The 13,567-nt window shown below is 64.3% G+C and carries 14 protein-coding genes; 4 read left to right on the top strand and 10 right to left on the bottom strand.

Annotated elements, in window-relative coordinates; all coding sequences use genetic code 11:
* Positions 1-49: 49 nt before the first annotated feature.
* Positions 50-1,261, bottom strand: a complete 1,212-nt coding sequence (locus tag AC1RKI_RS04680; RefSeq protein WP_492794708.1) for an MFS transporter — start codon at positions 1,259-1,261, stop codon at positions 50-52.
* Positions 1,262-1,652: 391 nt separating this feature from the next.
* Positions 1,653-3,965, bottom strand: a complete 2,313-nt coding sequence (locus AC1RKI_RS04675; protein WP_492794710.1) for an AsmA family protein — start codon at positions 3,963-3,965, stop codon at positions 1,653-1,655.
* Between the two features lie 181 nt (positions 3,966-4,146).
* On the opposite strand from AC1RKI_RS04675, the gene tcdA reads away from it, so the two are divergent.
* Complete coding sequence (gene tcdA, locus AC1RKI_RS04670; protein WP_492794712.1) at positions 4,147-4,995, top strand: tRNA cyclic N6-threonylcarbamoyladenosine(37) synthase TcdA; 849 nt, start codon at positions 4,147-4,149, stop codon at positions 4,993-4,995.
* 2 nt (positions 4,996-4,997) lie between these two features.
* Here tcdA and AC1RKI_RS04665 read toward each other — a convergent pair whose 3' ends face one another.
* Positions 4,998-5,576, bottom strand: coding sequence for a P-loop nucleotide/nucleoside kinase family protein (locus AC1RKI_RS04665; RefSeq protein WP_227459084.1), 579 nt, complete (start codon positions 5,574-5,576; stop codon positions 4,998-5,000).
* Between the two features lie 154 nt (positions 5,577-5,730).
* Between AC1RKI_RS04665 and AC1RKI_RS04660 the strand changes: the two genes are divergently transcribed.
* Positions 5,731-6,204 carry a bacteriohemerythrin gene (locus AC1RKI_RS04660; protein ID WP_492794715.1) on the top strand — a complete coding sequence of 158 codons (474 nt, stop codon included), beginning with the start codon at positions 5,731-5,733 and terminating at the stop codon, positions 6,202-6,204.
* A 61-nt stretch (positions 6,205-6,265) separates the two neighbouring features.
* Here AC1RKI_RS04660 and trxA read toward each other — a convergent pair whose 3' ends face one another.
* On the bottom strand, positions 6,266-7,105 hold the full coding sequence (gene trxA, locus AC1RKI_RS04655) for a thioredoxin (protein WP_492794717.1): 840 nt from the start codon (positions 7,103-7,105) through the stop codon (positions 6,266-6,268).
* 220 nt (positions 7,106-7,325) lie between these two features.
* Between trxA and AC1RKI_RS04650 the strand changes: the two genes are divergently transcribed.
* Positions 7,326-9,035 (top strand): long-chain fatty acid--CoA ligase, encoded by a 1,710-nt coding sequence (locus tag AC1RKI_RS04650; RefSeq protein WP_492794719.1) that lies wholly within the window; start codon positions 7,326-7,328, stop codon positions 9,033-9,035.
* Between the two features lie 180 nt (positions 9,036-9,215).
* On the opposite strand, the gene AC1RKI_RS04645 is transcribed toward AC1RKI_RS04650, so the two are convergent.
* Complete coding sequence (locus tag AC1RKI_RS04645; RefSeq protein WP_084003976.1) at positions 9,216-10,022, bottom strand: ankyrin repeat domain-containing protein; 807 nt, start codon at positions 10,020-10,022, stop codon at positions 9,216-9,218.
* A 21-nt stretch (positions 10,023-10,043) separates the two neighbouring features.
* Positions 10,044-10,841, bottom strand: a complete 798-nt coding sequence (locus tag AC1RKI_RS04640) for a gamma-glutamylcyclotransferase (protein WP_227459087.1) — start codon at positions 10,839-10,841, stop codon at positions 10,044-10,046.
* Positions 10,842-11,017: 176 nt separating this feature from the next.
* On the opposite strand from AC1RKI_RS04640, the gene AC1RKI_RS04635 reads away from it, so the two are divergent.
* The gene (locus AC1RKI_RS04635) at positions 11,018-11,338 is read left to right on the top strand and encodes a hypothetical protein (RefSeq protein WP_061956827.1); all 321 of its coding nucleotides are present in this window, start codon (positions 11,018-11,020) and stop codon (positions 11,336-11,338) included.
* A 65-nt stretch (positions 11,339-11,403) separates the two neighbouring features.
* Here the strand turns inward: AC1RKI_RS04635 and AC1RKI_RS04630 are convergent, their stop codons facing one another.
* From AC1RKI_RS04630 to AC1RKI_RS04615, 4 genes are all read right to left on the bottom strand, one after another.
* Positions 11,404-11,751 (bottom strand): FKBP-type peptidyl-prolyl cis-trans isomerase, encoded by a 348-nt coding sequence (locus tag AC1RKI_RS04630; protein ID WP_061956828.1) that lies wholly within the window; start codon positions 11,749-11,751, stop codon positions 11,404-11,406.
* Between the two features lie 66 nt (positions 11,752-11,817).
* Entirely contained in the window at positions 11,818-12,366 is a 549-nt protein-coding gene (locus tag AC1RKI_RS04625) for a YaeQ family protein (protein WP_150982001.1), read from the bottom strand.
* A gap of 125 nt (positions 12,367-12,491) precedes the next feature.
* Entirely contained in the window at positions 12,492-12,800 is a 309-nt protein-coding gene (locus tag AC1RKI_RS04620) for a hypothetical protein (protein ID WP_061956830.1), read from the bottom strand.
* 154 nt (positions 12,801-12,954) lie between these two features.
* Positions 12,955-13,566, bottom strand: a complete 612-nt coding sequence (locus tag AC1RKI_RS04615; protein WP_341247945.1) for a YceI family protein — start codon at positions 13,564-13,566, stop codon at positions 12,955-12,957.
* Between the last annotated feature and the right edge of the window lies 1 nt (position 13,567).

The following is a 13,567-nucleotide window of genomic DNA, read 5'->3' as shown; positions in this document are numbered from 1 at the left end:
TGCGCTGCATGCCGCATTTGCGCTGCGGCAAGGCAAAATCGTTGTTTTACTAGTCGGCGAGCCTCGGCGCTTCGGCCTTGGCAGTCACCTTGCGCGTCTGCGTGCGCGAATAGTAATTGGCGACGCCCATCGCGCCGGCCATCGACAGGAAAATCGGCAGCATCCCCAGCGCCGTGCCCACCACGCCAAACGTGAGTGGCCAAACAACCTGGCTGGTGTTGAGCACGGCCGAACGCAGGCCCAGCGCCTCACCGGCGCGGCCCGACGGCGAAACCGTGTGGAGGATGTTCATCACGTTCGGTTGCGCACTGCCCAGCGCCAGCCCCAGCACGAACGCGAGGCCGCACATCAGCCAGAAATGCGATACGAACGGGTAGAGCAGATAGGCTGCGGCGCCCACCAGCAGCGCCAGCCGGATGATCTTCCATTCCGAGAAATGGCGCGAAACCATCGGCATCGCCACGCGGATGGCCAGTGTGGCGAGCGAGAAGGCGCCCAGCACCCAGCCGATCATCGACGGCGTCAGTCCGATGCGCGTGCCCTGGATCGGGATGAGGAACGCGTGAAGATCCCATGCGGCGGACAGCACCGCGCTGGCGACGAATACCGCGCGCAGTTCGGGATACTGCAACAGGTCCAGCGTCGAGCGGCGCGAGCCGTCTTCGATGGCGATGCGTCCTGCGTTGCCGCCAACCGCGGGCAGGCGCGGCCGCACGTATTGCAGGCCGGCCTGGCCGACCAGTGCTACCACCACCAGCAGGCAGAACGCCATGCGGTAGCCCGCGTGTTCGATCGTGTAGCCCATCGCCACCGGCCCCAACGTACCGGAGATCGACAGGCCGAGCGCGTGCCACGTGTAGTTGCGCAGCCGGGTTTCGTTGGTCGACACCTGTCCGATCAGCAACTGCATGGCCACCTGCACGAGCATGAATCCGACGCCGATCAGCGCGCAGGCGCCGTAAAGGGAGGCGATGTCGTGCCACACCGCAGGCAGCAGCGTGCCGGCCACCACCATCAGCGATCCGGCCGTCATGGGCAGGCGCGGGCCAATCTCGTCGATCCGCTTGCCGGCGGGAATCGCCAGGAACATCGGCAGCAGCGCGTACAACGACATCAGGATGCCCAGCGTGCCCGTGGACGCCTTCTGAGAAATGGCAAATAGGGAAACGACGACGCGGCTGGCGTTGAATGCCACGTGATTGCACACCGTCAGCGCGATCAGCCAACTGATCGGAGGGACGGCGGCGTGAGGCAACGTCATGGGGGCGCGGGGGCAAGAGGTGGTTCGCGCCGCCGGTAAGGTCTCCGATCCGGGCGATAAGACGCGCGAAAAAGAAAATCAGTGCGGCCGAAGCCGCACCTTACAAGACACCATCACCGGACTGGAACCCGGCAACGGCGGCGTTGCGTGTCGTTGTTCATTAATTAATTGCTTAATCAACGACCGTTCGATTATGCGACCGCCGGGTGGCCATGTACAACATCGGTGATGCAGGTGTGCAAATCCGCAACACATTTGTGGCGACACGGTTGCGGATTTGTTGCGCGGAGGCATCGCACGGAAACTGCGGCTGAAGCGCCAGGCAGCGCGGAAAAGCAAGGAATGCGCGGAAAGAGCGCGATTTGGGAGGCGCTGGCGACGGGCGGCCCGCTCAGCCGCCCTGGTACAACTGTGCGTCGTTGCCGGGGCGCAACGGACTCGGGCCGGCCGGGGCGGGGATTCGCGGCTTGGTGGGCGGCGGCGCCGACTCGCCGCGCGCGGCGTCGGAATTGGTCGGCGATTCGGGAATCGCCGGACCCGCCTGCTGGCCCGCCTTGTCCGACGGGCCTTGATAGGTCTTGCCCGGCGGCGGTGCGGTGGGGCGCTTCTTCAGCTCCGCCAGCAGTCGGGCGCACTGGCCATCTTCGCCGCCGCCGGAGATGTCGAGCAGCGGCAACACCAGCGCGGGTGGCGCGGTCAGCGCCAAGGCCAGCGCGCCGCCGGCCCGCAGCGCCAGAATCGCAATGTTGGGGCTGACCGACGGGTTCTTGAAGGTGCCCCCCACGTAGAGCGGCGAGCGTAGAGAGATGATCCGCAGTCCCTTCGAATCGGGATGAATCGTCAGCGCAAGCCGCTCGTCCTTGAGATCGACCGCGCCTTCGGTATTGATGATCGCGTCCTGCGTATCAAGCACGAATGTCTGCGCGCGCGCCACACCGTCCTTGAACCCGAAAGCGCTGACGCCGCAGTTGATCTGCACGGGTTTGTCGCCAAACAGTTTCGAAATCACGACGCTGCCCACATTCAGCCCGATGGCTTCGAGAATGAATTTGCTGACAGTGCCGTTTTCGACCATCAGCTTGGCCTCGCCGTTGGACGATCCCAGCAGCGCCGCGACCGAATTGCCCGTGGCGGACAGTTTGGCGCTGCCGTTGATTTCACCGACGCTGGCGCGGCTGCTTTCCACTTTCGGAAAGAGTTGTTTGATCTTCAGATGGCGCGCGGTCGCGTCCACCATTGCGCCCATTGGCTCGCGCTTGCCGTCCAGGCGGATCGTCGAAACCAGGTTGCCGCCCGCCACGCCGAAGTTCAGCGGATCGAGCAACAGCACGCCGTCTGTCAGCTTCAGATGCGTGGTCAGATTGGTAATCGGCAGTTCCTCGCTGCGCACGATGCGCTGGCCCGTGAACTTCACGTCGGCATCGATTTCATCCCATCGATCGGTGCGGAACGGCGCCACCGGCAACACCTTGTTGGCAGGCTGCCTGACCGGGCTTTCCTTGGCGGCCTGGCCCGGCTTTGCGTCTGCGCCAATCAGCGGGGCAAGATCGGCAAACAGCAATTGCTTGGACACCAGCTCGCCCGACAGCAAGGGGCGCGGCGCGCGCTGGGCAAACGTAAGCGTGCCGCCGAGATCGCTGCCGCCCACCTTGCCTGTGAAGTCGCGATAGGTATAGGTGGATGCGCCTTTCTTGAGCGTGGCGACCAGCCGGCCGCGCGTGGTGTACGGCGGGGTGGAGGGCAGCACGATGCCGGTCAGGTGGTAGAGCGACGCCATGTTGTCGCCCGACAATTGCAGATGGACGTCCAATGCGCCCAGATGTGCCGGATTCGTCAGCGTGCCTTCGACCACCGCGCGCGTGGCGCCCACGCGCACGTCGGCCTGTACCGGATACGGCGTGTTCACGTCGCGCAGGCTCAGCACAGTGCCGGCCTTGCCCGTGGCGTTGATGGTGGCCTGGTTGTAGTGTCCGACGGCTTTCCAGCGAATGCCGTAGCGGCTGTCGTTGCCATCATTGTTTTTCGCATCCGACGCCCCTGCTGCCGAAGCGCCGGCCGAGCTGGCCGATGCGGAGACGGCGGATGCGTCGGTAGGCGGCACCAGCGCGCCATCGCGCGCCTTGTCGTAGAGCGCCTGGTCGCCGACGGTATCGAGGGTCGCCTGAAGATCGATCTTTTCTGCGGCGTCGGCCAGTGCCAGGTTGCCGCGCTGGAGCACCACCTCGCCAATGTCGAGGCGCCAGTTCGACTTGCCCGTTTTCGGTCCGGTATCGAAGGTCCAGTTGTTGCGCTTGTCCGCCAGCCGTTCCAGCCAGACGGCGGGACTGTCGACCACGATCGTCGGCAGATTGATTTCATGGACCAGCAGCGGCACCGGACGCAGAACGAAGATCAGTTCGCGAATGGTGCCCATATTGGGCGCCTTGGCCCAGTCCGGGTTGCCGATCGTGATGTCCTTGGCGGACAGCCGCGGCCACGGCACCAGCGTGCGCCAACCGGTTTCGCCCTGCGCGCGCTTCCAGGTCACCATCAGGTCACCGTTGATGGCGAAGGGACGGCCGATAGCCTGCGAGACCTTGTCGTTGAGCCAGGGCTTCACACGATTCCAGTCGAACGTCAGGATGACGATCACCAGAATGGCGATCAGCGCCAACGGCGTGAACACGCTCCAGAAGACGATCTTTTGGCGGCGCGAGGCGGGCATAAGGGAATGGGCTCCTGTGGGCGGCCATGCGGCGTTTCAACCACTGCATCGGTATTGTAGGGAAGCCTGACACGTGCCGTTGTCGGCCTCCGGCTGACAATCCGGTCGCCGGGAAGCCTATTTTGGGGCGAGGACTTTTGCCGCGCTGGCATAAAATGCTGGCAGCGTGACAAATTCCACCATGACGATCGTTTCCCGCCCCCTGGCAGAGTCGGATCTGCCCGCACCGTTGAGCCATGAAAGCCCCGACGACGACTACCATCGACGCTTCGGCGGTGTCGCACGCCTGTACGGTGCCGCCGGCCTGGCGCACCTGGAAGCCGCCAATGTCTGCGTGATCGGCATCGGCGGTGTCGGAAGCTGGGCTGCCGAGGCGCTGGCCCGCAACGCGGTCGGCCACATCACGCTGATCGACCTCGACCACATCGCCGCCTCCAACACCAATCGGCAGATCCATGCGCTGGGCGATGCCTATGGACGTGCCAAGGTCGAAGCCATGGCCGAGCGGATCGTGGCAATCAATCCGCGTTGTCGCGTTACGCCGGTGGACGATTTTGTCACCGAAGACAATGTGGGCGAGCTGCTGGCGGGCTTCGATTTTGTAATCGACGCCATCGACGCCGTGAAGGTCAAGACCGCGATCCTGGGCTGGGCGCGCCGCGAGGGCGTGCGCGTAATCACGTGCGGCGGCGCAGGCGGGCAGCTCGATCCCACGCGCGTGCGCATCGAGGACCTGGCCCGCACGATCCAGGATCCGCTGCTCGCCAAGGTGCGCGGCAACCTGCGCCGGCAGTGGGGATTCCCGCGCGACCCGAAAAAGAAGTTCGGCATCCAGGCCGTGTATTCCGATGAGCCGCTGCGTTATCCAGAGCCGGAGCAGCAGGCGTGCGAGATCGACGAAAACCCGCCCGCGCCGCGTCAGGGTCCCCAAGGACTCGCCTGCGCGGGCTTTGGCTCGTCGGTGGCGGTCACCGCCGTGTTCGGCTTCGTGGCGGCGTCGGCTGTGATCGGCGCGCTTGCGGCTGGCTGAGCCTAGGCGGCCAGCGCGCGCAGTAGGCCGTCGATGTCCGCATCGTCCGGGGCGAGGTTGTCGAAGTAGATCAGCTCCGGATACTCGGCGGGATCCGGCGAAAAACGTCGTGTCCGGTATGCGTCCCAGTGCGCCAGCTTGTATGCGTCATTGGGATTGCCGCGCTGGATGATGCGGGCGTGCGCCTCGTCTTCCGGCAGGTGCACCCACACGATGCGCGTCTGCGTGCCCCCCGGCATCTGCAGCCAGTGCGGATCGATCAACTGATGTGCACGGATTTCCCGCGAGAGCGGGCCGATCACGATCGCGCTGATGCCGAGCGACAGGTTTTCGCGCGCCGTGTCCAGCAGTCCTTCGTATTCGGGATCGCGCAGGTTTTCCAGATAGGCCGGGCTGTCGCGATCGTTGGGGTCGCCGGTGATGGCCCGCATCGCGGCGGCACTATAGCGCCCGTAGAGCGTGTCCTTGTCGAGCAGGCAGAACGGCTCGCCCGTGGTCTGCATCAACGGGCCGATCAGCCGGTGTGCAAGCGTGGTTTTGCCGGTGCCGGCGTGGCCGCAGAAGAAGATCAGTCGAGGCATCAGGGGTTTCCTTGGCCGATGGGGCGGATGAAACGCGTGGGATCCGATAGGATAGTCCTACTACGAAACGATTCGCGACATTTGCTGGAAATCAGATTGGGCGGCAATTAAATGGGTATCCTTGCCGTTTGTCTCAAAGAAAAAATCCAGTTTCATGTCCGCCACCCCGAATCCTTACGAAGGGCTTTCCTCGGAAGGCCTGCCTGACGCACTGCGCCTCGGCGAGCCCGTTACCGACGCCACCCACGCGGAATTCCTGCAATTGCTCGATGCCGCGGTGCAGGCCGACGACGCTGGCTTTCCCGCTGCGTTCGACGCGTGGATCGAACACACGCGCCATCATTTCGAGCAGGAAGAGGCGTGGATGGAAGCGATGCAGTTCGGGCCGCGGTTCTGCCATGCCAACGAGCACAAGGGCGTGCTGTCCGTGGTACAGGCCATCCGCGACAAGATGACGGAAGAGCAGGCCGATCCGGAAGGACCAGGCAAGGGGGGGCTGTCGCTGGGCCGTCGGCTGGTGGGCGAGCTGTCGGGCTGGTTCGACAATCACGTCAAGTCGATGGACGCGATAATGGTCGAACATATGCGCGCCAATGGTTTCACGCTGATTGAGGCGCCCGCGGCGTAACGGGTGCGGCGCGCTGCAGTGGCACGGTCCGCCTGCTCAGCCGGCGGACGCGTACCCGGGCTCAGTTCAGCGCCGTGCTCAACTGCCGGCGCCACTTCGACACCGCCTCCGGCGTTGCGCTCATCATTTCGAATACCGACAGCATCGTCTTGCGGCCGATATCGTCCTCGTAGCTGCGGTCGCGGCGCACGATTTCCATTAGTTGCGCGAGTGCGGATTCATACTCGCGACGCGCAATCAGCACCTTCGCCAGATCGAGCCGTGCGGCCAGATCGCCCGGATTGGCCTCCACCTGCGCCTTCAGATCGGCGCCATCGGGCAGCGCATCCAGTCCTTTCATTGCATCCAGGCGGGTGCGCAGCGCGGCATAGGCGTCTTCCTGCGGCGCACGCGCCGACAGGCGCCCGAACTCGGCCTCGGCTTCGTCGATGGCATCGCCGTCCAGCAGGAACGCGATATACGCAAGGCGCGCGAGATCGTCTTCCGGGGATTGGGTCAGCGCCGCCTGAAAGGCCGCGCGTGCGCCTTCGCGGTCGCCTGAGGCTGCCAGTTCCTGCGCTTCGTGCAGCGATAGCTGGCCCGAATCGGGCGCCAGCGTATCGAGAAACTCGCGCAACTGCGATTCCGGCAACACGCCGACAAACTGGTTGACCGCCTGGCCCTCGGAAATGGCCACCACATGCGGAATGCTGCGCACGCCGAAATGCGCGGCCAGCTGCTGGTTCTCGTCGACATTTACCTTCACCAGCTTCCATTTGCCCTGGTATTCGGCCTCGAGCTTTTCCAGCATCGGGCCCAGCGTCCGGCAGGGACCGCACCACGGCGCCCAGAAATCCACCAGCACCGGGACCGGGCTGCTGATCACCTCGGCTTCAAAGTTCTGCAGCGTGACGTCGCTCATGTTCTGCACCTCGGAATTTCAGCCACGGTAGCGTGGCCGGATTTGCCTATTGTGAGGGCGAAGCCGCAGAAAGCAACCTTGCGAGCGTTATGGCCGGGAAAACCCACCATTGAAAATAGAACGGTCGTTCAGTTATATTGCTTGACTGAGACGCAAGACCGACCTTGCCTTCCACGCGATTCCAGAAACCGGTCCTCGACGACCGTCCGCAGGAGACACCATGACCACCAAGCCCGTGCGCCCGCATTTCCAGTTCTGGCCCAAGCGCGTTCCGACCGAAATCGTGCTGCCCGAGACCTCGCTCTGGTACAACCTCGAAGTCTCCGCGCACCGCTATGCAGAAAAGCCGGCAATCCGCTATTTCGGCAATGCCATCACATTCCGCGCACTGCACGATCAGGCCACGGCGCTGGCAGGCTGGCTCCAGCACAAGGCGGGCGTCAAGAAGGGCGATCGCGTGTTGCTGTACATGCAGAACTGCCCGCAGTTCATCGTCAGCTACTACGCGATCCTGCGCGCCGATGCCGTGGTGGTGCCGGTCAATCCGATGAATCGCGCCGAGGAATTCAAGCACTACGTCACCGACGCCCAGGCGCGCGTGGCCATCTGTACGGCGGACCTGGCGGGCGGCGTGATGCAGGCCGACGCGGAAATTCCGGCCGATCAGCGGCTGCAACACCTGCTGGTCACGCAATACGCCGACGCGCTGCCGTCGACCTACGAATTTCCCGAGGATGCGCCGCCGGCATGGTTGACCGCGCAGCATCCGCTGCCGGCGAGTGCCACGCCGTGGGCCGAGGCGGTCGACGCGGGCCTGCAGCCCGGACCGCACACGGCCGGCCCCGACGACATGGCGGTCATGCCGTACACGTCGGGCACCACCGGCTTCCCGAAGGGCTGTATCCACACGCACCGCTCGGTGATGCACAACATCATCGGCGGCTCGACATGGTCGGGCAGCGGCGCCGAATCGGTGATCCTGTCGGTGCTGCCGCTGTTCCACGTGACCGGCATGCAATACGGCATGAACGGCCCGATCTACACCGGCGCCACGGTGGTGATGCTGCCGCGCTGGGATCGCGAAGTGGCCGGTCGCCTGATTTCGCGCTATCAGGTGACGCACTGGACCAATATCCCGACCATGGTCATCGATTTTCTGGGCAGTCCGAATCTCGCGTCGTTCGATGTCAGCAGCCTGCGCTACATCGGCGGCGGCGGGGCGGCCATGCCGCAGGCGGTGGCCGAGCGCCTCAAGACGCAATTCGGCCTGAGCTATCTGGAAGGCTATGGGCTGTCCGAAACGATGGCGCCGACGCACAGCAATCCGGCCGAACGCGCCAAGCTGCAGTGCCTGGGCGTGCCGACGTTCAATACCGATGCGCGCGTGGTGGATCCCGTGACGCTCAAGGAATTGCCGGTCAACGAAGTGGGCGAGATCATCGTGCGCGGGCCGCAGGTGTTCAAGGGCTACTGGGGCAAGCCCGATGCCACGCGCGACGCCTTTATCGAATTCGAAGGCCAGACGTATTTCCGTACCGGCGATCTGGGCCGGATGGACGAGGACGGTTATTACTTCATCACGGACCGCCTGAAGCGCATGATCAATGCCTCGGGCTTCAAGGTCTGGCCTGCGGAGGTGGAGAACTTGCTGTACAAGCATCCGGCCGTGCAGGAGGCGTGCATCATCGGCACGCGCGACGCCTATCGCGGCGAGACGGTGAAGGCGGTCGTGGTATTGCGCGCCGACGCGAAAGGCAAGACCTCGGCCGAAGACATCATCGAATGGGCCAAGGAAAACATGGCTGCGTACAAGTATCCGCGCGTGGTCGAGTTTGTCGATGCATTGCCGAAGTCCGGTACGGGCAAGGTGATGTGGCGCCAATTGCAGGAAACCGAGAACGCGCGCCAGACCGGGCAGGCCGCGGCCTGAACGGGGTTGGCAAGGTGGCGCGGCAGAGTCCGCGCCACCGCGCTGGCGCCGCGCTGTTTTGCCGAGGGGGCGTCGCTCACTCCTGGGCTGACGCAGTATTTGCGTCGGTTTGATTGCGGATCGGTGCCACATCTGCGCCGGTCCATCGCCAATGCCGTGCGGCCGGCGCGCGATGCGCCTTTAGTGCCCGCGCGCGCGCATCAGCATTTTCACCATCGTCTTGTAACCGCGCTCGCGCGCATGGCTCGATGGCGTCACGCCTTCCCGGTCCGGGAGGTTGGCGTCGGCGCCGGCGTCCAGCAACAGTTGCACGATTTCTTCATAGCGCGAGCTGCCATCGCCCAGGATGATGGCTTCCAGCAGCGCCGTCCATCCCAACTGGTTGACGCGATCGACCGGGACACCGGCCTGCAGCAGCAGCTTTACCACTTCGACGTTGCCGTGCTGGCTTGCAGCAATCAGCGCGGTCCCGTCGTAGCGATCGGTGCTGCGCAGGTCCGCACCGTGCGACAGCGACAGCCGCACGATGTCGATCTGGTTGGTGGCCGCGGCCAGCAGGAATGCGCTGTTCGCTTCGCCATCCTTCTGGTTGACGTCGGCGCCGGCCATCACCAGCGCGCGCGCCACATCGCCGCGACGGTTGTAGACCGCCGCCAGCAGCGCGCAACGGCCACGCTCGTCGACGGCGCGCGTCGACGCCCCCGCCTTGAGCAACCGGTTGACCAGTTCCAGATCGCCGATGCCGGCGGCAGTGATCAGGTTGCGATCGAGTGCGGCCATGCCTTCGCCGCGTGTCGGCACTGGCGTGCTTTGGTGCGGCGTGCCCGGGGACGTCGTGGGAGCCGGTGCATCGCGCATGCCGCTCATTGAGCGCGCCAGCGTCTGGCCACCCTGGCCGGCCAGTAGACCGCCTCCCATCAGCAATCCCAGCAACCCGAACATTTCGGCAAGTGCCTGGCGGCGGGGGCGGGTTTGGGAGCGAGACATGATGGTCTGCGTGCGCGGCGATCAGACTGTTTCGTGCGGATGGATGGTGGCGGCCACGGCATCGTCCGCCTGTTGGGCGGCGGATGCGGAGGTCGCTGGCGGAGTTCCTGCCGTACAGGGTGCCGCGGCGGCCTCGGCAGCATCGCACGCCTGCAGTTGCTGCCATAGGCGCGCCAGATAGGGATCGTCCACACCGTGCGTGGCCAGTCCCAGCAGCGTCTGGTGCAAGTATTCGCGGGCGGGGCCATACAGGCCGCAGGCGTGGCGCAGGCAGGCGACGACATGTGAGTCGGGCAGGCGGCCGGCATAACCGGCATGTTCGCGATTCATCACGAACGCGAGGGCGCGCTGCTCCGGCGCATCAGGCGACTGGTCCAAGCGCACGCGCAGCCATCGCGGATGATAGGCGCCCGTCATCATTTCGCGGCGCCACAGCACGCGGAACTCCTGCTCCACCACATGGCTCGGAATCCGGAACACCATGCCCGTGCAGCAACCGCCGCGATCGAGCCCGAGCACCAGTCCCGGGTTGTCCCAAGTGCCACGATTGATCTTCGAATACAGGTAGAAACCGCGGTGATAGCCATGCACGGTCGCCAGGCGGCTGTCGGTATGGACCACCATTGGATTCCAGATCAGCGATCCATAGCCAAAGAGCCAGACGTCGCCATTCATATCGGGCGCGTGCGGCCGCTGGGCCAGCGTCTCGCAAAGCGAGCGCTCCACATCGGCCTCGGGCAGAAGCGAAGACGCGACCGGCGAGCTGCACAGCGTAGTGCGCAACCGATCTGCTTCGAGGTCCTGTCTGGTGATGGCCATGCGTGAAAGAATAATCCAAAGCGCCTTGACGCGTGGCAAGCTAACCACAGTTTGCTTGCAAGGTGTGTGTACCAGGCAACGGTCGAACTATCGTGGCAATGCAGGCTGTCTGGCCCGATCCCGCGCCAAGTCTCTACAATAGGGCCCCTACTCGCATAGAACTTCGGAGAAACGGCATGGCCCGTACCCTGACGGTGGTATTTGGCAGCGGCAAGGAATTTGATTTCACGGTCGAGGACAGCGAGCTGGCCGCCGTCACCGAAGATGCCGCGTGGCGCTGGTTCGACCGCGAGTACGCCGAGCTGGACTGCCAGGCGTCAAGCCCGGTAGGCAAGGTGCTTGTGATCGACAAGATTCTTAATGTGGCGAAGTTTTCGGGAGAAAACCGCTTTGCCAGCCAGCCGGAATGGGCGCAAGCGTTTGCCCGGCATGCCGGGCGGCTGCTGGACCGAGACAAGGTCCGCGTCGACGTGGGCAACGCGTCGATCGGCTTCTGAGCGCGGCGGCGCCACAAAAGAAAACGGACGCCTTGGCGTCCGTTTTTTTGGATCCGGGCCGCAGCTCAGATCGACAGCAATTCCACTTCGAACAGCAGCGTGGCGTTGGGCGGAATGACACCACCGGCGCCGCGTGCGCCATAGCCGAGATCGGCCGGAATCACCAGGCGGCGCGTGCCGCCCACTTTCATGCCTTGCACGCCCTCGTCCCAGCCGCGAATCACATGGCCGGCGCCCAGCGGGAACACGAACGGGTCGTTGCGGTCCTTGCTCGAATCGAACTTGCGGCCAGCCTGGCCGTTTTCGTACAGCCAGCCCGTGTAATGCACGGTCACGTGCTTGCCTGCGGTGGCTTCGTCGCCGGAACCGACAACGGTGTCCTCGAATTGCAGGCCGGAGGGAGTGGTTTGCATCGCTTTCTTCCTTTTATGTGTGGCGCTGAACGAGACCCTGCAGGTCCGCGTCCAGCCGGTCGGAAATCAGTCGTCGGCGCGCTGGAGCACTTCGCGCGTCAGTTGCACGTTGTGATCGTCGTCGCTGACCCAGATGTCGCCGTCCTGGATGGTCACCGACAGTCGCATGGCACGCTGCGCCATGGCTGCCAGCGCGTCCACGGCTTCGGAGGGCACATTGTAGACGGTCACATTGCGAAGCTTGCCGGCCTTGCCCGAGATCGATTTCCACCACTCGCGCGCGCTGGCGCTCTGATAGGTATAGATGGTGACGCGATCTGCGCGGGCGGCGGCGCGCTTCAGGCGGGCTTCGTCAGGCTGGCCAAGGTCGATCCAATGGAGGATGTCGCCTGTCAGCGCCTTGTCCCACAGGTCCGGCTCGTCGGGTTCGTCAAGACCGCGCGTGAACGTCAGCGATTCGGTGGCCTCGCACGCAAAGGCGAGCAGCCGCACCATCATGCGCGCATCGTTTTCGGACGGATGCTTGGCGATGGTAAGTGTGTGACTGCCATAGTAGGGCCGATCCATATCCGAGACGGACAGGTCGGCCTTGAAGATCGTGGATTTGAGCGCCATGGGTTCGGAAATGCGGCGCACCGTTAGAACTGCGGCACGCGAAAGGCCGCATCATACGTGATCCGTGGGTCCGCGCGATGGAAAAACGCCGTCGCTGGGTGCGCCAACGCGCAGCCGTCGGCCGCTCAGGACTTCCGGTAATCGCTGATCCAGAAACGAAGTAGTGCGGAGGCAAGCAGCAGCATCAGGAATGCCGCCGCGGCAACCAGCGCCACGCCGCCGTTGCTATCGAGCTGGCCGTTGATGGCGACGCGTGCGAGCAAGGATCCCACCATCATCGCCAGCAGTGGCAGCAGCAGGGCGTTACGCCCGTAGGTTTTATAGGCCCACAGCGGAAAACGGCGGAGAAAATCGGTAGGAATGCTGCAGGCCAGGCACGCACCGGCGGCAGCGAGCGACGCGGAAACCACGTCGTTCAGGGAAATCAGGCTCATTTCAGGGATCGCGTCAGGCCGGCACGCGGATGCGGCGGGGCGGCAGGGGGCAGGGAAGGCAAAGCGCTGATTTTACTGAAGAAATTGCCGATAAAGGTGATGCGGAGTCGTCATCGTATCGCGTGTTTTCCCGCCGATCCCACGCTAGGCGGCATTAGCCGGCAGGCGACGCCTCGACGGAGATCGTTAATGTGACGACATCGCCGACTTCGGGCAGAAATCGCGTCAGCCCAAACGCACTGCGGGAGATCGTGGCGCGGAAATCGCCGCCGCAGACATCGCGCTTCACGCCAAACAGCTCGGTCTGCCCGCAACTGAAGCGATCGACTTCCAGCCGGATCGGCTGGCAGACGCCATGCAATGTAAGCGTCCCTTCGATCGCCACGATCTTGCCTGCGTCGGTCACAAAGCGGTTGGCTTGCAGGCGCGCGACGGGAAAATTCTGCGCATCGAGAAACTGCCCGGAGCGCAGCACGCCGTCGAGGCTCCGGTTACCTGTGTCGACCGAGTCCGCATCGACGGTGAAATCGACAGCGCCGACGCTGCCCACGGGATCGAAAACGATCCGCCCATCGATCTTGCCAAAGCGGCCCCGCACCGTGGTCCGGTCGAAATGGCTCGCGCCGAAATAGACGGAAGTGTGGGTCTTGTCGACCGTGTATTCGACCGGCGCGGCGATGGCAGGCGCGGGCGTCGACACGACCAGACCTGCCAGCAGGCATGCCGCCGGGTTGCATATAAGCGGGAAACGCCTGCCAGTGGTCATG

The organism is Cupriavidus sp. GW822-FHT06G04 (assembly GCF_058799075.1).
This window is presented reverse-complemented; position numbering and strand designations above follow the sequence as displayed.